Source organism: Pseudomonas sp. B7(2017), assembly GCF_002112745.1.
Taxonomy (GTDB): domain Bacteria; phylum Pseudomonadota; class Gammaproteobacteria; order Pseudomonadales; family Pseudomonadaceae; genus Aquipseudomonas; species Aquipseudomonas ekonensis.
This window is the reverse complement of sequence record NZ_NEIP01000008.1, coordinates 68702-92355: the sequence shown is the minus strand read 5'-3', so window position 1 is coordinate 92355 and position 23654 is coordinate 68702. Positions and strand designations below refer to the sequence as shown.

Annotated in this window: 21 protein-coding genes; 12 read left to right on the top strand and 9 right to left on the bottom strand. The window is 65.1% G+C overall.

Annotated elements, in window-relative coordinates:
* Positions 1-96 precede the first annotated feature (96 nt).
* Positions 97-1437, top strand: coding sequence for a substrate-binding domain-containing protein (locus CAG29_RS16590; protein WP_085694824.1), 1341 nt, complete (start codon positions 97-99; stop codon positions 1435-1437).
* 46 nt (positions 1438-1483) lie between these two features.
* Here the strand turns inward: CAG29_RS16590 and CAG29_RS16585 are convergent, their stop codons facing one another.
* Positions 1484-2713, bottom strand: coding sequence for an acyl-CoA dehydrogenase (locus tag CAG29_RS16585; protein WP_085630575.1), 1230 nt, complete (start codon positions 2711-2713; stop codon positions 1484-1486).
* 159 nt (positions 2714-2872) lie between these two features.
* Here CAG29_RS16585 and CAG29_RS16580 point away from each other — a divergent pair, with 159 nt between their 5' ends.
* The 3 genes from CAG29_RS16580 to CAG29_RS16570 all read left to right on the top strand — a co-directional run bounded on the left by CAG29_RS16580 (position 2873) and on the right by CAG29_RS16570 (position 5436).
* Positions 2873-3802 carry a LysR family transcriptional regulator gene (locus CAG29_RS16580; protein ID WP_085579719.1) on the top strand — a complete coding sequence of 310 codons (930 nt, stop codon included), beginning with the start codon at positions 2873-2875 and terminating at the stop codon, positions 3800-3802.
* A gap of 186 nt (positions 3803-3988) precedes the next feature.
* Positions 3989-4390 carry a MerR family DNA-binding transcriptional regulator gene (locus CAG29_RS16575; protein WP_085579717.1) on the top strand — a complete coding sequence of 134 codons (402 nt, stop codon included), beginning with the start codon at positions 3989-3991 and terminating at the stop codon, positions 4388-4390.
* 146 nt (positions 4391-4536) lie between these two features.
* Positions 4537-5436: a hydroxymethylglutaryl-CoA lyase gene (locus tag CAG29_RS16570; protein ID WP_085579714.1), complete on the top strand. Its 900-nt coding sequence runs from the start codon at positions 4537-4539 to the stop codon at positions 5434-5436.
* A gap of 636 nt (positions 5437-6072) precedes the next feature.
* On the opposite strand, the gene CAG29_RS16565 is transcribed toward CAG29_RS16570, so the two are convergent.
* Positions 6073-7770, bottom strand: a complete 1698-nt coding sequence (locus tag CAG29_RS16565) for an AMP-binding protein (RefSeq protein WP_085694823.1) — start codon at positions 7768-7770, stop codon at positions 6073-6075.
* Positions 7771-8085: 315 nt separating this feature from the next.
* Here CAG29_RS16565 and CAG29_RS16560 point away from each other — a divergent pair, with 315 nt between their 5' ends.
* Genes CAG29_RS16560 through CAG29_RS16545 form a run of 4 tightly spaced genes read left to right on the top strand, consistent with a single transcriptional unit; the run spans position 8086 to position 13647 of the window.
* Positions 8086-9249, top strand: coding sequence for an isovaleryl-CoA dehydrogenase (locus tag CAG29_RS16560; protein ID WP_085579710.1), 1164 nt, complete (start codon positions 8086-8088; stop codon positions 9247-9249).
* 12 nt (positions 9250-9261) lie between these two features.
* The gene (locus CAG29_RS16555) at positions 9262-10869 is read left to right on the top strand and encodes a carboxyl transferase domain-containing protein (protein WP_085579708.1); all 1608 of its coding nucleotides are present in this window, start codon (positions 9262-9264) and stop codon (positions 10867-10869) included.
* A gap of 13 nt (positions 10870-10882) precedes the next feature.
* On the top strand, positions 10883-11698 hold the full coding sequence (locus tag CAG29_RS16550) for a gamma-carboxygeranoyl-CoA hydratase (protein WP_085579707.1): 816 nt from the start codon (positions 10883-10885) through the stop codon (positions 11696-11698).
* On the top strand, positions 11698-13647 hold the full coding sequence (locus CAG29_RS16545) for an acetyl/propionyl/methylcrotonyl-CoA carboxylase subunit alpha (protein WP_085579705.1): 1950 nt from the start codon (positions 11698-11700) through the stop codon (positions 13645-13647). The genes CAG29_RS16550 and CAG29_RS16545 overlap by 1 nt, the downstream gene beginning before the upstream one ends.
* Before the next feature lie 39 nt (positions 13648-13686).
* On the opposite strand, the gene CAG29_RS16540 is transcribed toward CAG29_RS16545, so the two are convergent.
* Positions 13687-14343 carry a LexA family transcriptional regulator gene (locus CAG29_RS16540; protein WP_085580093.1) on the bottom strand — a complete coding sequence of 219 codons (657 nt, stop codon included), beginning with the start codon at positions 14341-14343 and terminating at the stop codon, positions 13687-13689.
* 130 nt (positions 14344-14473) lie between these two features.
* Here CAG29_RS16540 and CAG29_RS16535 point away from each other — a divergent pair, with 130 nt between their 5' ends.
* Entirely contained in the window at positions 14474-14812 is a 339-nt protein-coding gene (locus CAG29_RS16535; protein ID WP_085579703.1) for a DUF6124 family protein, read from the top strand.
* Positions 14813-14966: 154 nt separating this feature from the next.
* Here CAG29_RS16535 and CAG29_RS28275 read toward each other — a convergent pair whose 3' ends face one another.
* The gene (locus tag CAG29_RS28275) at positions 14967-15188 is read right to left on the bottom strand and encodes a hypothetical protein (protein ID WP_139831503.1); all 222 of its coding nucleotides are present in this window, start codon (positions 15186-15188) and stop codon (positions 14967-14969) included.
* Positions 15189-15286: 98 nt separating this feature from the next.
* Here CAG29_RS28275 and CAG29_RS16530 point away from each other — a divergent pair, with 98 nt between their 5' ends.
* Positions 15287-16438, top strand: a complete 1152-nt coding sequence (locus tag CAG29_RS16530; RefSeq protein ID WP_085579701.1) for a M14-type cytosolic carboxypeptidase — start codon at positions 15287-15289, stop codon at positions 16436-16438.
* Between the two features lie 74 nt (positions 16439-16512).
* Here CAG29_RS16530 and CAG29_RS16525 read toward each other — a convergent pair whose 3' ends face one another.
* The 5 genes from CAG29_RS16525 to CAG29_RS16505 form a co-directional block, all read right to left on the bottom strand.
* Positions 16513-17058: a cytochrome b gene (locus tag CAG29_RS16525; protein WP_085579699.1), complete on the bottom strand. Its 546-nt coding sequence runs from the start codon at positions 17056-17058 to the stop codon at positions 16513-16515.
* Entirely contained in the window at positions 17055-18173 is a 1119-nt protein-coding gene (locus CAG29_RS16520; RefSeq protein WP_085656388.1) for a catalase family peroxidase, read from the bottom strand. Before CAG29_RS16520 ends, CAG29_RS16525 begins: the two co-directional genes overlap by 4 nt.
* Before the next feature lie 120 nt (positions 18174-18293).
* Positions 18294-19058, bottom strand: a complete 765-nt coding sequence (locus CAG29_RS16515; RefSeq protein ID WP_085656400.1) for an enoyl-CoA hydratase-related protein — start codon at positions 19056-19058, stop codon at positions 18294-18296.
* Positions 19059-19112: 54 nt separating this feature from the next.
* On the bottom strand, positions 19113-20438 hold the full coding sequence (locus CAG29_RS16510) for a hypothetical protein (RefSeq protein ID WP_085656389.1): 1326 nt from the start codon (positions 20436-20438) through the stop codon (positions 19113-19115).
* Complete coding sequence (locus CAG29_RS16505; RefSeq protein WP_085694878.1) at positions 20435-22030, bottom strand: amino acid adenylation domain-containing protein; 1596 nt, start codon at positions 22028-22030, stop codon at positions 20435-20437. Before CAG29_RS16505 ends, CAG29_RS16510 begins: the two co-directional genes overlap by 4 nt.
* Positions 22031-22262: 232 nt before the next feature.
* On the opposite strand from CAG29_RS16505, the gene CAG29_RS16500 reads away from it, so the two are divergent.
* A complete protein-coding gene (locus tag CAG29_RS16500; RefSeq protein ID WP_085579693.1) occupies positions 22263-22769 on the top strand; it encodes an RNA polymerase sigma factor in 507 nt (168 codons plus the stop codon).
* Positions 22766-23518 (top strand): anti-sigma factor, encoded by a 753-nt coding sequence (locus CAG29_RS16495; protein WP_085637696.1) that lies wholly within the window; start codon positions 22766-22768, stop codon positions 23516-23518. Before CAG29_RS16500 ends, CAG29_RS16495 begins: the two co-directional genes overlap by 4 nt.
* Positions 23519-23654: the final 136 nt, after the last annotated feature.

The following is a 23654-nucleotide window of genomic DNA, read 5'->3' as shown; positions in this document are numbered from 1 at the left end:
GCGGTGACCGCAGATCCTGTGGGGCCGCTGTCATTTTTCCGAAACCCTTCTGACTTAATCTCCCCGGCAATCCCCTTGGCCGCAAACGGTGCCGGCATGACCCTGCGTGTTCTGTTGACCCTTGTGCTGGGCGCCTGGCTGCCAGCGATGGCCTGCGCCGACGGCTTGCCGATCCCGGAACACGGCCCGGCGCTGCGCATCCAGGGTTCCAACACCATCGGCGCGGCGCTGGGGCCTGCGCTGGTCGAAGGGCTGCTGCAAGAGCAAGGCCTGCTCAAGATCCACCACGAAGACCCGGACACCGCCAACGAACAACGCATCGTCGGCCAGACCGCCCAAGGCCAGCGCGTGGTGGTGGAGATCGCCGCCCATGGCTCCAGCACCGGCTTCACCGCGCTCAAGAACGCCGGTGCCGACCTCGCAGCGTCGTCGCGCCCGGTCAAGGACAGCGAACTGGCTGCCCTGCAAGCCCTCGGCGACCTGAAGAGCCCCGCCGCCGAACAGGTGATCGCCATCGACGGCCTGGCGATCATCCTTCACCCCGACAACCCCGTGCGGCAACTGGACACCGAACAGCTGGCCCGGATCTTCAGCGGCGAGGCGAAGACCTGGGAAGCCGTCGGCGCCAGCGGCGGGCCGATCCACCTGTATGCGCGGGATGATCAGTCCGGCACCTGGGACACCTTCAAGGAACTGGTGCTCAGCGGACGCGGCAAGACCTTGAGCAGCGCAGCCAAGCGTTTCGAGTCCAGCGAGCAGTTGTCCGACGCGGTGAGCGCCGACCCGCAGGCCATCGGCTTCATCGGCCTGCCTTACATCCGCCAGGCCAAAGCGGTGGCGATCATCGATGGCCAGTCCCAGGCCATGCCACCGTTGCCGGGGCTGATCGCCACCGAGGACTACCCGCTGTCCCGGCGCCTGTTCTTCTATTTGCCGCCCGCCAGCCGGAACCCTTGGGCCATGGCGTTGGCGGCGTTCGCGCAAAGCCCTCAAGGCCAGGCGATCGTGGCGGCCAACGGGTTCATCGCCCAGACCATCCATCCCATCGCCGTCTCCCCGAACGCGTTGATGCCCGAGGGGTATCAATCCCTCAGCCGCCACGCCCAGCGCCTGACGGTGAACTTCCGTTTCGAAGAAGGCAGCGCCAGCCTGGACAACAAGGCCCGCCAAGACCTGGCCCGGGTGCTCGATTACCTGCAACGCCACGGCAAGACCGACCGGGCGGTGACCCTGGTGGGCTTCGGCGACGCCAAGGACGATCCGGCAAGGGCCGACCTGCTGTCGAAGCTGCGGGCGATGGCGGTGCGGCGCGAGTTGGTGAAAAACGGAGTGACGCTGCGCGAGGTGCGGGGGTTCGGCGCGCTGATGCCGGTGGCGGCCAACAACGCCGACGAGGGGCGGATCAAGAATCGGCGGGTGGAGGTGTGGGTCTACTGAGCGTCGGGCGAGGGAGTGTGCTCCCTCGCCACAACAAAGCGCCGGCTCAGCGCTCGCTACGCAGCATTTCCTTGGGCACGTACTTGCCGATCTCGAACTTGCCGATGGCCGCGCGGTGCACTTCGTCCGGGCCGTCGGCCAGGCGCAGGGTGCGTTGCATCGCGTACATGTAGGCCAGCGGGAAGTCGTTCGACACCCCGGCCCCGCCATGGATCTGGATCGCCCGGTCGATCACCCGCAACGCGACGTTCGGCGCCACGACCTTGATCTGCGCGATCTCGCTCTTGGCCACCTTGTTGCCGACGGTGTCCATCATGTACGCCGCCTTCAGCGTCAGCAGGCGCGCCATGTCGATCTCCATGCGCGAGTCGGCGATCTTGTCGACGTTGCCGCCCAGGCGCGCCAACGGCTTGCCGAACGCGGTGCGGCTCACCGAGCGCTTGCACATCAGTTCCAGTGCCCGTTCGGCCATGCCGATCGAACGCATGCAGTGGTGGATCCGGCCCGGGCCGAGGCGACCCTGGGCGATCTCGAAGCCGCGCCCCTCGCCCAGCAGCACGTTTTCGTAAGGCACCCGCACGTTGTCGAACAGCACTTCGGCGTGGCCGTGGGGCGCGTCGTCGTAGCCGAACACCGGCAGCGGACGGACGATCTTCACACCGGGGGTGTCCACCGGCACCAGAATCATCGAGTGCTGGGCGTGACGCGGCGCGTCCGGGTTGCTCAGGCCCATGAAGATCAGGATCTTGCAGCGCGGATCGCAGGCGCCGGAGGTCCACCATTTCTTGCCGTTGATCACCCACTCGTCGCCGTCGCGCACAGCCCGGGCGGCCATGTTGGTGGCGTCGGAGGACGCGACGTCCGGTTCGGTCATGGCGAACGCCGAGCGGATCTCGCCGCGCAGCAGCGGTTCGAGCCAGCGCTGCTTCTGCTCTTCGTTGGCGTAGCGCACCAGCACTTCCATGTTGCCGGTGTCCGGCGCCGAGCAGTTGAACGGCTCGGGGCCCAGCAGCGAGCGGCCCATGATCTCCGCCAGCGGCGCGTATTCGAGGTTGGTCAGGCCGGCGCCCAGCTCCGATTCCGGCAGGAACAGGTTCCACAGGCCTTCGGCCCGGGCCTTGGCCTTGAGCTCTTCCATGATCGCCGTCGGCTGCCAGCGGTCGCCTTCGGCCACCTGGCGCTCAAACACGGCCTCGGCGGGGTAAACGTAAGTGTCCATGAACGCGGTCACGCGCTCACGCAGTTCCTGAACCTTGGGCGAATAAGCGAAATCCATGGGCACTACCTTTTGGTGAGAGGTTGTTCAGATCATGCAATCGATGCTAGAACAGCGCTGATAATTTACCTAGCCTATTCTCGGCATGTATAAACATTCATCACCGATATATGATCGGTTGATTTTCCGGGCCGCCTACAAAACAAGAGAAGCCGCGCAATGAATCTGAGCAAGGTCGACCTCAACCTTTTCATCGTCTTCGACGCGATCTACACCGAAGCGAACCTGACCCGCGCCGGGCAGATCGTCGGCATCACTCAGCCGGCGGTGTCCAACGCCCTGGCCCGCCTGCGCGAGACCTTCAACGACCCGCTCTTCGTGCGCACCGCCCAGGGCATGGTGCCCACGCCCATGGCGCAGAACATCATCGGCCCGGTGCGCAACGCGCTCTCGCTGCTGCGGGTGTCGGTGCAGGAAAGCCGGATCTTCAACCCGGCCCAGGCCGTCAAGACGTACCGCATCAGCATGACCGACCTCACGGAAGCCGTGATCCTGCCGCCGCTGTTCCAGCGCCTGCGGCGCCTGGCGCCGACGGTGGTCATCGAAAGCTTCCTGTCCAAACGCCGGGAAACCACCAAGGAACTGGCGGCCGGACGCCTGGACTTCGCCGTCGACGCCCCGCTCAACACCGACCCGCAGGTGCGCCACGTCAAGCTGATGGAAGACCGTTACGTGTGCGCCATGCGCAAGGGCCATCCGCTGGCGGGCAAGGAAAAGGTCACCCTCGACGACTACCTGGGGCTGACCCACATCCACATCTCCAGCCGACGCAACGGGCTGGGCTATGTGGACCTGGCGCTGGGCAAGATGGGCATCCAGCGCAAGATCGCCCTGCGTTCCCAGCATTACCTGATGGCGTCCCAGGTGCTGCAGCAGACCGACATGGTCATGACCGTCCCGGAACGCTTCGCCCGCCGCCATGACCTGCTGACGTTCAACCTGCCGGTCAACGATGTGCCGCCGGTGGAGACCCACCTGTACTGGCACGAAAGCACCGACCAGGATCCGGCCAACCGCTGGATGCGCGAACAGATGATCGAGCTGTGCCAGCAGGTGACGGCGCAGGAGAAGAAGCTGGACAGCGTGTAGGGCTTTTCTGCGCGTCATCGTTCATCGCCAGCAGGCTGGCTCCCACATGGGCCTGTGTTGCGCACATGGCTGTAGGAGTCAGCCTGCTGGCGATGGGGCCGGCACAGACACCGAATCCGCCGCCCCTTGACGTAAACGTCAACCTGCCATTAGCTTAGCGCCAAGTACCCCTTTTCGAGCGCTTCCATGAGCAGCCAGACCTACAGCATCTCCGACCTCGCCCGCGAGCTGGACATCACCACCCGGGCGATCCGCTTCTATGAAGAGCAAGGCCTGCTCAGCCCCGAGCGCCGAGGCCAGGAACGCATCTACTCACCGCGCGACAAGGTCAGCCTGAAGCTGATCCTGCGCGGCAAGCGCATCGGTTTCTCCCTGGCCGAATGCCGCGAACTGATCGAGCTCTACGACCCGTCCAGCGGCAACACCAAACAGCTCAACAGCATGCTGGCGAAAATCAGCGAACGCCGCGCGCAGCTCGAACAGCAACTGCTGGACATCGAACAGATGAAGCTGGAACTCGACACCGCCGAAGAACGCTGCGTGCAGGCGCTGGAGCAGACGCTCAAGAGTCAGCAGGCCGTGCAATAGCCCCACCCCATCCCCTGTGGGAGCCAGCCTGCTGGCGATGGCGGAGCGTCAGGCGACATCGACGTGGCTGAACCACCGCAATCGCCGGCAGGCCGGCTGCCACAAGGGCTCTCGTAGACGCCAGACACATACAACAGGTCAACGCCATGTCCCTCCCCTCCCAAGTACGCCTGATCGAAGTCGGCCCGCGCGATGGCCTGCAGAACGAAGCCCAGCCCATCAGCGTCGCCGACAAGGTGCAACTGGTCGACGCGCTCAGCGCCGCCGGCCTTGGCTATATAGAAGTCGGCAGTTTCGTGTCGCCCAAGTGGGTGCCGCAGATGGCCGGCTCCGCCGAGGTGTTCGCCCAGATCCGGCGCACGCCGGGCGTGACCTACGGCGCGCTGGCGCCGAACCTGCGCGGTTTCGAGGACGCCGTGGCGGCCGGGGTCAAGGAAGTCGCGGTGTTCGCCGCCGCGTCCGAAGCCTTCTCCCAGCGCAACATCAATTGCTCGATCAACGAAAGCCTGGCGCGGTTCGCACCGGTCATGGAAGCGGCGAAACAGCATGGCGTCACTGTGCGCGGTTACGTGTCCTGCGTGCTGGGCTGCCCGTATGAAGGTGCGGTGGCACCGGAGCAGGTCGCGGCGGTCGCCCGCGAGCTGTACGCGATGGGCTGCTACGAAGTCTCCCTCGGCGACACCATCGGCACCGGCACGGCGGGCGCGACCCGTCGGCTGTTCGAGGTGGTGTCGGCCCAGGTGCCGCGGGAGAAGCTCGCCGGCCACTTCCACGACACCTACGGCCAGGCCATGGCCAACATCTACGCCAGCCTGCTCGAAGGCATCAACGTGTTCGACAGCTCCATCGCCGGCCTCGGCGGCTGCCCGTACGCCAAGGGCGCCAGCGGTAACGTCGCCACCGAAGACGTGGTGTACCTGCTCAACGGCCTGGGCATCGAGACCGGCATCGACCTGGACGCCTTGATTGCCGCGGGCCTGCAGATCAGCGCCGTGCTGGGCCGCCCGACCGGTTCGCGCGTGGCCAAGGCCCGCAGCGCACAGTGAGGGGACACGGTGTTACCGCTGCGGCCCGGAATGCGGGCACGAACGAGTAACACGGAAACAAATTGTCTGGTTTTGCCTGAGTGAAAAATCCTTCAAAAAACCTAAATTATTGAATTTAAAGGATTTTTAAAAGTTGGCACGGCAACTGCAATCTCTATGGCATAACAAGAATAAAAAAGTGGCAAACCAATAAAAACAAGACGAAACGACTCTGACATAACAAAAACAACACGGCAGAGACGCAGCTAACAGATTTTTTTGGAGAAGGTGTGCTTTTCAGGGTGCTCTTCGGAGTGACCCGCAACCGGGCAGAGAACAATAAAACTACCTTCAGGTAGCTCCCGTATCGGTTGGATCGCCTAGCGAGAAAGCAGATCAGCGCTCAAAAAAATACGTTTGCTCTTGATCCCGGATGGGGATCGCCAAAAAACGCAGCAAAGGGCCACGGTCACCAAAAACAACAACAGGCCGCCCCTCAATAATAAAAAAGAGCACGCGACGACAAAATTAAAGGGGAGCTTCGGCTCCCCTTTGTGCTGTCTGCGATCCTGAAAACACCCCCGACGACCGATCCCCGCGCTCCCACACGGCAATGCGCGAAGCAAAGCCTGTGGGAGCAGCCTGCCGGCGATGGCGTCAGCCCAGCCTGTCGCGCAACTCCTCGATGCTGATCTCGCGCATGCGGAACTTCTGGATCTTGCCGGTCACCGTCATCGGGAACTCCTCGACGAAACGGAAGTAACGCGGCGTCTTGAAGTGGGCGATGCGCTCCTTGCACCAGGCCTGCAACTCCTGCTCGGTGGCGCTGTGGCCGGGGTGGAACTTGATCCAGGCGACGATTTCCTCGCCGTAGCGCGAACACGGAATGCCGATGACCTGCACATCCGCCACCGCCGGGTGAGTGAAGAAGAACTCTTCGAGCTCGCGGGGGTAAATGTTCTCGCCGCCGCGGATGATCATGTCCTTGTTGCGCCCGGCGATACACACGTAGCCTTCGTCGTTCATGCTGGCCAGGTCGCCGGTGTGCATCCAGCCGGCGGAATCGATGGCTTCGGCGGTCGCCTGCGGGTTGTTCCAGTAGCCGAGCATCACGCTGTAGCCACGGGTGCACAGCTCGCCGATGGTGCCGCGCGGCACCGGGTTGCCCGCCTCGTCGATGATCTTGCTTTCCAGCTGCGGCTGGGTGCGGCCGACGGTGGTGACGCGCAGTTCCAGTTCATCTGCGGGACCGGTCTGCAACGACACCGGGCTGGTCTCGGTCATGCCGTAGGCGATCTGCACCTCGCTCATGTGCATGTCGCTGATCACCCGGCGCATCACTTCGATCGGGCAGGTGGCGCCGGCCATGATCCCGGTGCGCAGGGCCGACAGGTCAAGTTCCGTGCGCTGCGGCTGATCGAGCATGGCGATGAACATGGTCGGCACGCCGTACAGCGCCGTGGCTTTCTCTTCGGCGGCGGTGCTGAGGGTCAGCAGCGGGTCGAACGCATCGTTGGGGTAGATCATGGTGCTGCCGTGGGTGACGCAACCGAGGTTGCCCATGACCATGCCGAAGCAGTGGTACAGCGGCACCGGGATCACCAGCCGGTCGGCGGCGGTCAGGCCCAGGCTTTCGCCGACCATGTAGCCGTTGTTGAGGATGTTGTAGTGACTGAGGGTCGCGCCCTTGGGGAAACCGGTGGTGCCGGAGGTGTACTGGATGTTCACCGGTTGGTCGAAGTGCAGGCTGTCGCTGCGTTCGCGCAGTTGCTGCGCCGTGACCCCGGCGGCCAGGTCCGCCAGTTGCGACCACGGCAGGATCCCCGACGGCGGCTGCGCATCCAGGCTGATCAGCCCGCGCAGGTCCGGCAGGCGCTCGCTGCGCAACTGGCCGATGGACTGCTCGGCCAGCTCCGGCAGCAGGCCTTGCAGCATGCCGTGGTAGTCGGAGCTCTTGAACGCGCCGGCGCACACCAGCCATTGGCAGCCGGACTGCTTGAGCACGTATTCCAGTTCGCTGCTGCGGTAAGCCGGGTTGATGTTGACCAGGATCACGCCGATCTTCGCCGTGGCGAACTGGGTGATGCACCACTGCGCGCAGTTCGGCGACCAGATGCCGAGCCGGTCGCCGGCCTCAAGCCCCAACGCCAGCAAGGCCCTGGCGTGCAGATCCACCTCTTCGGCCAGTTGCCGCCAGGTGTAGCGCCGCTGCTGATGGCGCACCACCAGCGCCTCGCCGTCCGGGTAACGCGCGACGGTCTCGTCGAACTTCTGACCGATGGTCATCGCCAGCAAGGCTTTGTCCTGGGAACCGCGGGTGTAGCTGCGCTGCGGGTTTGCACTGGGTTGATCCATGACGACCCCTATTGTCTTTTTTGTAGGAGCGTGGCGCTGGTGGCGAGAGGCTTGCGCAGCAGTCGTGAAACCGGCAGGCCGACGATGCCAGACGCACCGCAGACTGCGATTTTGCGACCGCTTCGCGCTCCAGCGGGAGCAAGCTCCCTCATCACAAAGAGCGACGCCGGTCTTTCAGAACTGGCTCTACTCTCGCTCAAGTTGACGTTAACGTAAAGGGCGATTGACAGCCATTCGTCACAGGCTTACGTTAACGTAAAGGTGAGAGCCAAACCGCCGCCCTCCCCACCCGACAAAAAAGCCAAAAGGTGACCCATGAGCTACCCAACCCTGAACTTTGCCCTCGGTGAAACCATCGACATGCTGCGCGATCAGGTTCAGTCCTTCGTCGCTGACCAGCTCGCCCCGCGTGCCGCCCAGATCGACAGCGACAACCTGTTCCCCGCCGACATGTGGCGCAAGTTCGGCGACATGGGCCTGCTCGGCATCACCGTGCCGGAAGAGTACGGCGGCGCCGGCCTGGGTTACCTGGCGCACGTGGTGGCCATGGAAGAGATCAGCCGCGGCTCGGCCTCCGTCGCGCTGTCCTACGGCGCCCACTCCAACCTCTGCGTCAACCAGATCAACCGCAACGGCAACCACGAACAGAAAAGCAAATACCTGCCCAAGCTGATCAGCGGCGAACACGTCGGCGCCCTCGCCATGAGCGAACCGAACGCCGGCTCCGACGTGGTCTCGATGAAACTGCGCGCCGACAAGCGCGGCGACCGCTTCGTCCTCAACGGCAGCAAGACCTGGATCACCAACGGCCCCGACGCCAACACCTACGTGATCTACGCCAAGACCGACCTGGAAAAGGGCCCTCACGGCATCACCGCCTTCATCGTCGAGCGCGACTGGAAAGGCTTCAGCCGCAGCAACAAGTTCGACAAGCTCGGCATGCGCGGCTCCAACACCTGCGAGCTGTTCTTCGATGACGTCGAAGTGCCGGAAGAGAACATCCTCGGCGTGCTCAACGGCGGCGTGAAAGTGCTGATGAGCGGCCTCGACTACGAGCGCGTCGTGCTGTCCGGCGGCCCGACCGGGATCATGCAGGCGTGCATGGACCTGATCGTGCCGTACATCCACGACCGCAAGCAGTTCGGCCAGAGCATCGGCGAGTTCCAGCTGATCCAGGGCAAGGTCGCCGACATGTACACCCAGCTCAACGCCAGCCGCGCCTACCTCTACGCCGTGGCCCAGGCCTGCGAGCGCAACGAGACCGCCCGCAAGGACGCCGCCGGGGTGATCCTCTACACCGCCGAACGCGCCACGCAGATGGCCCTGGACGCGATCCAGATCCTGGGCGGCAACGGCTACATCAACGAATTCCCGGCGGGCCGTCTGCTGCGTGACGCCAAGCTGTACGAAATCGGCGCCGGCACCAGTGAGATCCGCCGCATGCTGATCGGTCGCGAACTGTTCAACGAAACCCGCTAAACGGAGCTGTCCATGGCAATCCTGCACACCCAGCTCAATCCCCGTTCAGCGGAGTTCGCCGCCAACAGCGCGGCGATGCTCAAGCAAGTGGACGCCCTGCACACCCTGCTGGCCCAAGTGGCCCAGGGCGGCGGCGCGAAAGCCCAGGAACGCCACACCTCGCGCGGCAAGCTGTTGCCGCGCGAGCGGATCAACCGTTTGCTCGATCCGGGCTCGCCGTTCCTTGAGATCAGCCAACTGGCCGCCCACGCGGTGTACGGCGAAGATGTACCCGCCGCCGGCGTGATCGCCGGCATCGGCCGGGTCGAAGGCGTCGAATGCATGATCGTGGCCAACGACGCCACGGTGAAAGGCGGCTCGTACTACCCGCTGACCGTGAAGAAACACCTGCGCGCCCAGACCATCGCCCAGCAGAACCGCCTGCCGTGCATCTACCTGGTGGACTCCGGCGGCGCCAACCTGCCGCGTCAGGACGAGGTGTTCCCGGACCGCGAACACTTCGGGCGGATCTTCTTCAACCAGGCCAACATGAGCGCCATGGGCATCCCGCAGATCGCCGTGGTCATGGGCTCGTGCACCGCCGGCGGCGCGTATGTGCCGGCGATGGCCGACGAAGCGATCATGGTGCGCCAGCAGGCGACCATCTTCCTCGCCGGCCCCCCGCTGGTGAAGGCCGCCACCGGCGAGGTGGTCAGCGCCGAAGACCTGGGCGGGGCCGATGTGCACTGCAAGGTCTCCGGGGTGGCCGACCACTACGCCGAAAGCGACGAACACGCCCTCGCCCTCGCCCGCCGCAGCGTGGCCAACCTCAACTGGCGCAAGCTCGGCGAAGTGCAGCAACGCGCGCCGATCGCCCCGCTCTACGGCAGCGACGAGCTGTACGGCGTGGTGTCCGCCGACGCCAAGCAGCCGTTCGATGTGCGCGAAGTCATCGCCCGGCTGGTGGACGGCTCGGTGTTCGATGAGTTCAAGGCCCTGTTCGGCACCACGCTGGTGTGCGGTTTCGCTCACCTGCACGGCTACCCGATCGCGATCCTGGCCAACAACGGCATCCTGTTCGCCGAGGCCGCGCAGAAAGGCGCGCACTTCATCGAACTGGCCTGCCAGCGCGGCATTCCGCTCTTGTTCCTGCAGAACATCACCGGGTTCATGGTCGGTCAGAAGTACGAGGCCGGCGGCATCGCCAAGCACGGCGCGAAACTGGTGACCGCCGTGGCCTGCGCCAAGGTGCCGAAGTTCACCGTGATCATCGGCGGCAGCTTCGGCGCCGGCAACTACGGCATGTGCGGCCGGGCCTATGACCCGCGCTTCTTGTGGATGTGGCCGAACGCGCGGATCGGCGTGATGGGCGCCGAACAGGCTGCCGGCGTGCTGGTTCAGGTCAAGCGCGAGCAGGCCGAACGCAGCGGCCAGGGCTTCAGCGCCGAGCAGGAATCGGAGATCAAGCAGCCGATCCTCGACCAGTATGAAGAGCAAGGCCACCCCTACTACTCCAGCGCACGGCTGTGGGACGACGGCGTCATCGACCCGGCGCAGACCCGCGACGTGCTGGCCCTGGCCTTGTCCGCGTCGCTGAACGCGCCTATCGAACCGAGCCGCTTCGGCGTGTTCCGGATGTGATCGGGAGAACCTCATGAGCGACTTCAACACCCTCGAACTGCAGAGCGACCCACGGGGCTTCGCGACCCTGTGGCTCAGCCGCGAAGAGAAGAACAACGCGTTCAACGCCGAGATGATCCGCGAGCTGATCCTGGCCCTCGACAAGATCGCCAGCGACGCCAGCCTGCGTTTCCTGCTGGTGCGCGGCCGCGGCAAGCATTTCAGCGCCGGGGCTGACCTGGCCTGGATGCAGCAGTCGGCCGAACTGGATTACCACACCAACCTCGACGACGCCCGGGAACTGGCGGAACTGATGTACAACCTCGCCAAGCTGAAGATCCCGACGCTGGCCGTGGTGCAGGGCGCGGCGTTCGGCGGCGCGCTGGGCCTGATCAGTTGCTGCGACATGGCCATCGGCACCGACGATGCGCAGTTCTGCCTGTCGGAAGTGCGCATCGGCCTGGCGCCGGCGGTGATCAGCCCGTTCGTGGTGCAGGCCATCGGCGAGCGTGCGGCGCGGCGCTACGCCCTGACCGCCGAACGCTTCGGCGGCCAGCGGGCCCGGGAGATCGGCTTGCTGTCCGAGAGCTATCCGGCCGACGAGCTTGAGCACAAGGTCGCGCAGTGGGTCGACAACCTGCTGCTCAACAGCCCCGCCGCCCTGCGCGCCAGCAAGGAGCTGCTGCGCGAGGTGGGCAACGGCGCGCTGACTCCGGCCCTGCGCCGCTACACGGAAAACGCCATCGCCCGCATCCGTGTAAGCCCCGAAGGCCAGGAAGGCTTGCGCGCCTTCCTGCAGAAACGTCCACCTAGCTGGCAAGCCGCAACCACCACCAAGGAGCCGCGTTGATGAGCGCACCTGTTCTCACCACCCTGTTGGTGGCCAACCGCGGCGAGATCGCTTGCCGGGTGATGCGCACCGCCAAGGCCCTGGGCCTGACCACCGTCGCCGTGCACAGCGCCACCGACCGCAACGCCCGGCACAGCCGGGAAGCGGACATCCGCGTCGACCTGGGCGGCAGCAAGGCGGCCGACAGCTACCTGCAGATCGACAAACTGATCGCGGCGGCCAAGGCCAGCGGCGCCCAGGCGATCCATCCCGGCTACGGGTTCCTTTCGGAGAACGCCGGGTTCGCCCGCGCCATCGAAGACGCCGGCCTGCTCTTCTTGGGCCCGCCCGCCTCCGCCATCGATGCCATGGGCAGCAAGTCCGCCGCCAAGGCCTTGATGGAAACCGCCGGCGTGCCGCTGGTGCCGGGCTATCACGGCGAAGCGCAGGACCTGGACACCTTCCGCGAAGCCTGCGAACGCATCGGCTATCCGGTGCTGCTCAAGGCTACGGCCGGCGGCGGCGGCAAAGGCATGAAAGTGGTCGAGGACGTCAGCCAACTGGCCGAAGCCCTGGCCTCGGCCCAGCGTGAGGCGCAATCGTCCTTCGGCGACTCGCGGATGCTGGTGGAGAAATACCTGCTCAAGCCGCGGCACGTGGAGATCCAGGTGTTCGCCGACCGTCACGGCAACTGCCTGTACCTGAACGAGCGCGACTGCTCGATCCAGCGTCGGCACCAGAAGGTCGTCGAAGAGGCCCCCGCGCCCGGCCTGAGCCCCGAACTGCGCCGGGCCATGGGTGAGGCGGCGGTGCGTTCGGCCCAGGCCATCGGCTATGTCGGCGCGGGCACGGTGGAGTTCCTGCTGGATGCACGCGGCGAATTCTTCTTCATGGAAATGAACACCCGACTGCAAGTGGAACACCCGGTCACCGAAGCCATCACCGGGCTGGACCTGGTGGCCTGGCAGATCCGCGTCGCCCGGGGCGAAGCGCTGCCGATCACCCAGGATCAAGTGCCGCTGAACGGCCACGCCATTGAAGTGCGGCTGTACGCGGAAGACCCCGCCAACGATTTCCTGCCGGCCACCGGCCGCCTGGCGCTGTACCGCGAATCGGCCGCCGGGCCGGGTCGGCGGGTGGACAGCGGCGTGGAGGAAGGTGACGGGGTTTCGCCGTACTACGACCCGATGCTGGGCAAACTGATCGCCTGGGGCGAAGACCGGGAACAGGCGCGCCTGCGTTTGCTGAGCATGCTCGATGAGTTCGCCATCGGCGGCCTGAAGACCAACATCGGCTTCCTGCGGCGGATCATCGCGCATCCGGCCTTTGCCGCTGCGGAACTGGATACCGGGTTCATTCCCCGTTATCAGGAACAATTGCTGCCGGCGCCTAGCGCATTGAGCGATGCGTTCTGGAACGCGGCGGCGCAGGCCTTCGCGCAAAGCCTGCCGGGTGCGGCACGGGCGGATGACCCGGCTTCACCGTGGTCCTTGCACAGCGGTCTGCGCGCGGGCTTGCCGCAAGAGATCACGTTGCATCTGAGCTGCGAGGGACAGGATCGGGCGTTGACCCTCGGCGCCGCCGGCGACGCCAGGCTGATCGGCGAACAATTGTCGATCGAACGCGACGGCCTGCGTCGTCAGCACCGGGCGATCCGCCACGGGGAGGCTCTGTACCTGCAATGGGACGGCGAATGGCGCCGCATCGAAACCTACGATCCGATCAGCGCGGTCGAAGCCAGCCACAGCCACCAGGGCGGCCTGACGGCGCCCATGAACGGCAGCATCGTGCGTGTGCTGGTCGAGGCCGGGCAAACGGTCGAGGCCGGCGCTCAATTGGTGGTGCTGGAGGCGATGAAGATGGAGCACAGCATCCGCGCGCCCCACGCCGGCGTGATCAAGGCGCTGTATTGCCAGGAAGGCGAAATGGTCGGCGAAGGCAGCGCGCTGGTCGAGTTGGAAGAGGCGTAAAAGGAAGATCGATCCTACGCCTGGCGAGGATCGATCCGACTAGAACCTGGCTGTTGCCTGCACCACGACACCGATGATTCGACACGCGTCGGTGAACAGGGCTTTCGGCCAGGTCGGATTGAGCGGCAACAGGTAACGCTGGCCGCCCTCTTCGATCAACTTGCGGAAAATCGCTTCATCGCTGTCCGCCCATTGGGCGATCACCAGTTTGCCCGGCTCCGCCTCCAATGCCGGATCCACCAGGATCAGCATGCCTTCGGCGATGCTCGGGCCGCTGGGCGCCGTCATCGAGTCCCCCGTCACCAGCAGCCAGAACGCCGCGCCGCGGGCATGGTAGTCCGTCAGTTCGAAGCGGCGCTTGTCCTGGACGCCCGCATACGCAGGTTCGGCTTCACGCACCTGCAGGGGCTCGCGCCAGTCGTTGACGGGGTAGCGGAAGTACGGGTTGTACTTCTGCGCCAGCGGCATTCCCTCGTCGGCGTCCGGCTGCGGTTCGCGGATCACCAGCGCCACCTCGAGAAAGTCCATTCCCAGCGCCTTGAGCACCCGGTTCATCTCATCGACGCCCGGCTCCCGACGCTTGTTCAGCCAATGGCCGATGCCGCCCTGAGACATGCCGACGCGTTCGCCGAGCTCGACTTGAGTGACTTTGAGTTCACTCATTTTGGCCTTGACCAATTCAATCCATTTATCCATGTGCGGCACCATACGTGGACGCCTTCGGCCAGCAAAACACATATTGTAGTATTTAAATTCTGGTCACAAATACGACGAGTATTATGCTTGGGTCATGGATTCAAACACGAACAGGGAGTGACCTCACGCCATGAACATCACCAGCAAAGACTTGCCCGACCTGCAGATCGACACCACGCTCACTTCACCTCAAGGCAGCGCTGCCGCGCAACGCGCACTGGACTATTACTTGAAACCGACTGTGTCCGAGCCCGACACCGAGGATCGCTTCTTCGGCGTCAACCGCAACCTCAGCAGCGAAGAATCCCTGGTGCATGCCTCCGACCTGCTGCGCTGCGCGGCGGCAACGGCGATCAAGGCCACGGACGGGCTGCAGGGCGTCAGTCGGGATCTGGCGTTTTCGGTGGTGCACATGGTGGACATGGCACGGGCGATGGTCGATCACTCGCTCGATGGCGGCGGTCATTGAGAAACGGAATCGGATCGGAAAGATTTTTCCGATCGCGCAGATAAAATCATTTGACTTGCAAATGATAATGATTATTATTGGACGCAGCTGGTCGCGAGACCGGCCGATGGACCAGAGACCTTAGGTCGGTCTTCTGGACTATCTCCTCATCAGGCTAATCACGGTTTTTGACCCGGCTTTTTGCCGGGTCTTTTTTTGCCAGTTTTCTGGCTTGTGGCTTCAGGCTAATGAAGTCTTCAGGTGCTGCAAATTCAGTGGCGCGGATAATATCAAAAGAATATCGCTTGGCAAGCCGAACCCGGCCGAACCGGCACCAGACAATGACATTTAGCACTTGAGAATCAATCGCACAGCCACTAAGCTGCCTGCGCGTCATGGAGGACGCCCCCACCCGCACACCCCGCAAATTCCCTCGGTTTCACCCCTGTCTTGCGTGTAGAGTAGCCACCATAAAAATCCTGTTCAGGAACCGATATGACCGTGGCCAAATCTTCGTTCGACATCAGCGCCAACTTCGACAGCGGCAACATCCAGGTTGTCGACATCAGCAACCCGCTCAACCCGGTGCTGGCGATCCGCCCTGACACCCGCAGCAACCATTTCCAGTGGTTCCACTTCAAGGCCAGCGGCCTGCATGTCCACCAGGAGCATTGGTTCCGCCTGGTCAACGCCAGTCAATCGTCCTACAACAAAGCCTGGACCGGCTATCAGGCGGTCGCCTCCTACGACCACGTCAACTGGTTCCGCATTCCGACCCAATTCGAAGGCGACAGCCTGCGCTTCTGCCTCGAAGCCGAGCAGACCCACGCCTGGTTCGCCTACTTCGAGCCCTACAGCCGCGGCCGTCACGACTGGCTGATCGACCAGGCCCTGACCAAGGCCGGCACCGAACTGCTGGCCACCGGCAAGAGCGTCGAAGGCCGCGACATCCAGCTGCTGCGCAAGGGCAGCGGCGCCGAGGGCCGGCGCAAGGTCTGGATCATCGCCCAGCAGCATCCCGGCGAGCACATGGCCGAATGGTTCATGGAGGGGGTGATCGAACGCCTGGAGCGCCACGACGATCCGGTCCTGAACGCACTGCTGGCCAAGGCCGATCTGTACCTGGTGCCGAACATGAACCCCGACGGCGCGTTCCACGGGCACCTGCGCACCAACGCCATGGGCCAGGACCTGAACCGCGCCTGGCAGACCGCCAGCCAGGAAATCAGCCCCGAAGTCCTGTTCGTGCAGCAGCAGATGGAAACGTACGGCGTCGACCTGTTCCTGGATATCCACGGCGACGAGGAAATCCCGCACGTGTTCACCGCCGGCTGCGAAGGCAACCCCGGCTTCACGCCGCGCCTGGAGAAACTCGAAGAGGATTTCCGCAGCCACCTCAAGCGCATCACCAAGGACTTCCAGACCAAGCACGGCTACACCCGCGACGAACCGGGCCAAGCCAACATGAACCTGGCGTGCAACAGCGTCGGCCAGCGGTTCGACTGCCTGTCGCAGACCCTGGAGATGCCGTTCAAGGATCACGACGACAACCCGAACGCCCTCACCGGCTGGTCGGGCAAGCGCTCCAAGCAACTGGGCAAGGACGTGCTGACCGCCATCGCCGAGATCGTCGACGGCCTGCGCTGATCTCCCCTTGCACCAAAAAAAGATCGCAGCCAGGCTGCGATCTTTTTTTGCGACGGCGATTCGCGCTCAGGCGGTCAGCCGCGATCCCGCCCGCGCAACATGCTGTCGAGCACGCCATCGCGGCGCACCCAGCCGTGGAACAGCGCGGCCGCCAGATGCACCAGCACCGTCACGAACAGCAGGTACGCCAGATAGCCGTGGGCCTTGCGCAACAGCGCGAACACCTGCGCATCGGCCGGCAGGATCGACGGCAGCTGCAGCGAACGGCCCAGCATCACCGGGTCGCCCGCCGCGCTGATCATCGCCCACCCCAGCAGCGGCAGCACCAGCATCAGCCCGTACAGCAGGACATGGGACGCCTTGGCCGCCATCGCCTGCCAGCCCGGCAGGTCTTCGGGCAACGGCGGCTGGCGGGTGGAGAACCGCACCAGCAGCCGCACGACCGCCAGCGCCAGAATCGCGATGCCCAAGGGCTTGTGCAGGTTGATCAGCCATTCATGCCGCGCCGACACCGAAGCGACCATGCCCGCGCCGATGAACAGCATCGCGATGATCATCAACGCCATCAGCCAGTGCAGCAGCCGCGCCGGAAACGCAAAATGGGTCGGTTGCTTGCTCATGGGCGAGCCTCCTGTCGGGTGGCGGGCAATTGGCTGACTTCACTGGTGCGGCGCAGGTAGGAATCGGCGTAACCGGCCGAACGGGCGGCCAACAGCGGGTCGTCTGAACCTTCGATGCCGGCCGGCAGCACCAGCGGGTCGTAATTGATGTCACGGCACTCGCCGCTCAGTTGCGGTTGCGTCTTTTCCAGCACCAGCGTGCCGGCGTTCAGCACCTTGCGGCCGGCGGGCCAGGCCTTGCTCGCATCGTTCACCGGGTCGGCCGGGTCGGCCAACGTGATGTTCAACTGAAAGCGCAGCGGCCCTGCGGCCAGGCGCTGCACCAGATCCTTCTCCAGAAAGTCGGCGCCCTCCGGCGCAGAAGCGCCGGCGGCGTCCTGGGCCTGCGGCGCCATGCTCCAGCGCACCGCCTGCTTTTTCCCGCCGGCGTCGACCAGGTAGAACGCATTCACACTGTTGTAGGTTTCCGTGGCATAGCTGGCCGACGGCTTGGCCGTCTTCACCCAAGTCAGGAACGGCACCGTTTCCGGGTGGGCGGCGAAGAACGCCGGCACCTTCGACGGGTCAGGCTTGCCGGTGGCCGGATCCGGCGACTGCGCCTGCAACAGTTGATAGAACGCCTCGGGCGTGCCCACCGGGAACACCGGCATGCTGTTCATGCCGGTGCGCCATTGCTGCCCGTTGGCTTGCTTGAAGCGCAGGGCCAGGCTGCGGATCGGCACACTGCCGTCCGGCGCATAGGGACTGCCCGCCGGCAAGGCGAATCGGCCGACCACGGGCGTGACGGGCTCGTTGAACACTTGCGCGGCGGAAAACGCCCGCGCCTCGCCGCTGCTTTCGAAATGCCCGATCACGCACACACCCTTGGCGTGGTTGCGGCGAAAGCCTGGGTGGATGCCGTTGTTCTTCTCCAGCACATCGACCAACGCCTTGGGCGTCAGGCGTTGCGGGTCGAAGCTGCCGTGCACGTAGGCAAACGCCCCGGCCACTGCGGCAACCACCACGGCAATGCCGGTCAAGCGCACTAGCAGGCTTGCGGCCCCCAACGGCGGACGCTGCGGCCCGCCGGGTGGTGAAGTGTCGGGCGAGCGGTTCGGTGAACTGCGATCAACCATAAAAGACTCCAGGGCCATCGGCCATAGGAAAAGGTGCTATGAGACGAACGCCTCGTAGGATTATTCCCTTTGAACTGTAGTTTCTTTCAGTTAACCGCGAGCGAGCCGGTGCTCAGTTGTCTAGCTCCGGTTGAAGCAAGGCTCGCGTTTCTCCAGGAAGGCCTGCATGCCCTCCTTCTGCCCCGGCGTGGCGAACAAGGCATGAAACGCACGGCGCTCGGACAGCACGCCTTCGCGCATCCCCACCTCAAGCGCACGGTCCACCGCCTCCCGGGCAGCCAGCGTGGCCGGCCGGGAGAAACCGCTGATCCGCTGCGCAATCGCCAAGGCCTGCTCCAACACGTCCTCGTCGCCCGTCACCCGAGAGACCAGGCCGGCCCGCTCCGCCTCATCGGCGGACATCGAACGCCCGGTCAGAATCATGTCCATCGCTTTGGCGCGCCCGACCAGGCGGGTCAACCGTTGGGTGCCGCCCATGCCCGGCATCACGCCCAAGGTGATTTCAGGCAGGCCGAACCGGGCGGATCCGGCCGCGACGATCACGTCGCACATCATCGCCAGCTCGCAGCCTCCGCCATAGGCATAGCCGGCGACGGCGGCGACTTTCGGCGTACGCAGCCCGGCGAACGCATCCCAGCCGGAAAAATAGTCTTCCTGCACCATGTCCAGGCAAGACTTGCCGTGCATTTCCCTGATGTCGGCACCGGCGGCAAAGAAATCCTTTGTTCCGGTCACCACGAAACAGCCGACCGCAGGATCGCTGTCCAGACGTTGCAGGGTTTCGATCAACGCCTGCATCAAGGGGGTGTTCAGCGCATTGCGCGCCTGCGGACGATTGAGCCGGACCAACACGACACGCCCCACCCGCTCGACCAAAATATTCACATTCGTCATCCTGACTCTCCTCAATTGATGTGCGACAGCCGCGACGGCGGCGTGTCAGGAATCCCAGATCGCGCCGTAGGCCGGAATGCCCCGCGCTTCCATCTCCTCGACCACCAGCTCGGTCAAGTGCTGGTTGGAGATGCAGATCACCGCCTCCGCACCGAAGGAACGGACGGCCGCGTACGCCAAAGCCACCAGATCCGGTTTTCCCGACTCGCGGGTATCCCAGATCAGTGCCTCGGGCTGAGCTTCGAGAATCTCGTCCACCAGCGCATCGCCGTAGGTGGCCCTCGGGCTGCGCGCCGACCAGACCAGGCGCGCCGGCACCTGTCCGGCCAACAGGTGAGGCAGGACCGGGCCGATGCCGCTGCCGGTGGCGATGTACACCACCGACTTGAACAGTGTTTCGATGCGGGCCACGCCCGCCGTGGTGATGCCTTTGACCCAGACGTGGGACGGCGGCTGTTCGATGAAGGAGCCGGTCCAGTCGCCCGCCCGGGAAATGATCAGGCGAAAGCCGTTTTCTCCCGGTGCGGGAATGTTGGCGAAGGCGTGCCACTCCCACAGCGGGTGACGACTGATCGCAACGGAAGAGCCGGTGAACGGTGTGTGATGGGTGAACCGGGCAATCACCGCATGCGAAGAGGGCCTGATCCATGTCACCGGGACTCTGCGCAGGCGCAGCCACGGCAACGCGATGCTGCACGTGACCACCAGCAACGCCCAGAACGGAGGCGACCCGACAAGCACCTGCGCCAGCGGTTCGGCCGGATGCCGGTCGGCTGCGAACGCCAGCGTCATCGCCCAGAACAACCCGAGCGCCGTCCACCCGCCGAACCGGTGCATCCGTTCGAAGCCGTTGTGATAGCGCGAGCGAATCCGCGGCAACGCCAGCACCGCGATCAGCGCCAGCAGCCCGAGCAGCGTACCGCTGATCCCCAGCAACGTGAGCGAAACCCCGTCGCCCGCGCTACTGCGCCAGGCCAGCGAACCGAAGAACGCAGCGAACCAGCCGATTGCCGCCACCGCCGCGCCGCTGTGCAGCCCCCCGAAATGGTAGACCTTGGCCAGCGAGCGGCGCACCGCCAACGGCCACGTCGTCGGCACGCGCGTCGCCAGCCAGAACAACAGGTTGATGAGGTACTGCTGGCGGATCAGCACCGCCAACGACAGGTTGACCACCACCAGGTTCACCAGCGTCTGCAAGGCGATGCCCGTCGGCGACCACCACTGCCCACCCGTCAATCCGTACGCCAGCGCCATGCAATTGCCCGCGATCACCATCGCGAACAATCGGTTGTAGTGGGAGAACAGCGGCAGCGTTCCCAGGCGGCGCCAAAGCGGGCGCCGCGCCGGGAGGCCCGGATCCAGCCCCTTCATGCCGACACCTCCTGCCCGGAGCCTGCACCCTGCGCCAAATGCACCTGCGCCCGTTCCAGCAACAGACGCTTGTCGGCCTTGCCCCTGGAGGTCAGCGGAATGTCGTCCAGCGCCAGGATCAGGGACGGGACGCAGTAATAGGCCAGCCGCTCCTCGCAGCGTCGCCGTGCGGCGTCGATGTCCGTGCCGGCCGGCGAGACGAAGGCCACCAGGCTCCGGTCGTCGAGCTTCAGCGTGACCGCGCGCTCACAGCCCGCCGACGACTCCAGGACCGCGGACACCGCATCGAGCTCCACCCGAAACCCGCGCACCTTGACCTGGTCATCGACGCGCCCGAGGTGTTCCAGTTCGCCATCCTCCGTCCAGCGGCCCAGGTCACGGGTGCGGAACATCAGCCGGCCCCCTCCGAGGAACGGATCGAGCCGATAGCGTTCGGCCGAAAGCTCAGGGTTGCCGAGGTAGCCGGCCGTCACGCAATCGCCGCCGGCCCACATTTCGCCCGCTTCGCCCGGCCCGCACAGTTCGCCCGACTCGTTCAGCACATACACTGTGTTGTTCGGCGTCGGCTTGCCGATCGTCAGTGCGCCTTCGCCCCGGTAATGCTGCAGGGTGTTGATGATCGTGGTCTCGGTAGGCCCGCACGCGTTGTAAAAGGTGCAGAACGAGGCCCAACGGTCCGCCAGGGGACGCGGGCACGGCTCACCGGCCAGGGCCACCACCCGCATCCGCGTGCAGCGCGCCGGGTCGAGACGGGCCAGGATCGACGGCGTCGCGATCAGCACATCGCATTGTTCGGCCGTTTCGGCGATGTCCTTGCCGCGGATCAGCAAGGTGGCGCCGTGGGCCAGGCAACCCAGGGTCTCCCAGGCCGCCATGTCGAAGGCGATGTTCAGGATCTGCCCCACCTTGAGCCCCGGGCGCAGGCCGAGGTTGCCGGGAGCGGTCAACAGAATGTTGCAGACGTTGCGGTGGGTGACGCGCACGCCGTTGGGCACGCCGGTGGTGCCGGAGGTGAACAGCACGAAGCACAGCGCCTGCGCCGAGACGTCGTTGCCCGTCGGGTTCTCGTCATCGCCCGCCCCTCCCGGCGTCGCCATGAAGGTGTCCAGTTCGATGCAACGATGTTCGCCGGTCAGCGGGATCGCCTGGCTCAGCGACGACAGCGTCAGCACCACACGGATCGAAGCGACCGACAGGATGTGGCTCAACTGCGCAGCCGGTGTGATGCCGACGTGCTGCGGGACGTAGGCGGCCCCCACTTTCAGCACCGCCAGCATCCCGACCAGCATGGGAATGGAACGCTCGACGAACAGGGCGACATGATCCCCGGCCGCCACACCCTGCGCCTTCAGGTGCGCCGCCAGACGATTGGCCTGGCGGTTCAGCTCGCCGTAGGTCACGGTCTGCCCGAGATGACGGGCGGCGATGCCTTCCGGCTGGTTCGCCGCCTGCGCTTCGATGGCGCGGTGGATCAGGAAAAAGTCGGGCGTGACGGTCGGGCCTTGGCCGAATCGCCGCCACCGGTCATGGTCGGCATTCGCCACAGGCCCGCACCGGGATTCCGACTGACCGCTCATCGCGAGAGTTTGCATGTATAACGTCCCCTTCTGACTCAACAGGTTGTCCGGGCGCATCAGGCATGACTGGCCTGAATGCGCGGTTCCAACGGGTTGAGCGGGAAAACGTTGGGCAATTACAGGGATGACAAAACGCGATGAACTGTCCTACAAAGCTGGTAAAAACATCCTTCACAGGAATGGAATAACGGGCCCCGGGCGGCGTCTTCCTGTCGATGCCGCCTCCGGCCTAGAGCTTGCACCCTCCATGAACACATTCGACGAACAGCTGCGCGAACTGCTCCCCCGATTGCGGCGCTTTGCCGTCTCGCTGACGCATGAAGCCGCCAGCGCCGACGACCTGGTGCAGGCCAGCCTGGAGCGGGCCCTGTCGGGCTGGCGGGACAAGCGCCCGGACGGCGACCTGCGCGCCTGGCTGTTCGCGATCCTCTACCGTCAGTTTCTCGATGCCCACCGGCGTTCGCGGCGCTATGCCCGCATGCTCGAATTCTTCACCGGCCGCGACGACGCCGAACCTTCGGTGGAGCGCACGGTGATCGCCCGCTCCACCCTGCAGGCCTTCGACCGCCTGCCCGCCGAGCAGCGCGCCCTGCTGCTGATGGTGTCGGTGGAGGGCTTGAGCTACAAGGAGGCCGCCGAAGTCCTCGACGTCCCCATCGGCACCGTGATGTCCCGCCTGTCCCGCGCCCGCCAGGCCTTGCGCCAGCTCAGCGACGGCGAAATCAGCAGCCCTTCCCTGCGGATACTCAAATGATCAGTCTGCCCCCCAGCGAGCGTGACCTTCACGCCTATGTCGACCGCCAGCTCAGCGACGCCGACCGGCAACAGCTGGAAACCTGGCTCGCCAGCCACCCGGACGAAGCCGCACAAGTGCGCGCCTGGCAAACGGATGCCCAGCACCTGCGGGCGGCCCTGAGCGGCGCGCTGCAGCAACCGGCCAATGCGCAGCTCGACCCGTTGGCCATCCGCCAGCGGCTCAAGCGCAACGCCCAGCGCCGCTGGGCCAGTGCCGCCGTCTTGATGCTCGCTGTGGGTGTAGGCGGCTTCGGCGGCTGGCAGGCCCGGCAAATGACCCTGGTGCACGTCCCCGCGCCCATGACCGACGCCTTGCAGGCCTATCGCCTCATCGCCCAGCAAGGCCTGCTGCCGGCGGACTACACCGTGGCCGACGACAGGAGCATGCAGGAGTGGCTCGACCGTTACTTCGCCCGCGCCAGCCGTTTGCCGGATCTGTCGGCGGCCGGTTTCCGGCCGGTCAGCGGCCGCTTGCTCAGTACCGACGAGGGTCCTGCGGCGATGGTGATGTACGAGGACGCCAGCGGTCACAAGGTCAGTTTCTACCTGCGCCCGCCGGGCCCGAAAAACACGTTCCTGCCCCGTGGCAGCCGCAGCGACGGCGAGCTGCGCGCGGACTATTGGTCCGGCGACGGCTACAACTACGCGATGGTCAGCCCGACCGACACACCAGGGGCGCCGTTGCTCAAGCAGTCGCTGCCCTTCTGAACGTATCCTGGCGGCGCCTTCACCGACGCCATCGCCAGCAGGCTGGCTCCCACAGGCATTGGTGGTGTCTGAGGAAATGGCAGATCACCGCAAATCCTGTGGGAGCCAGCCTGCTGGCGATGAGCCCGACACCCCG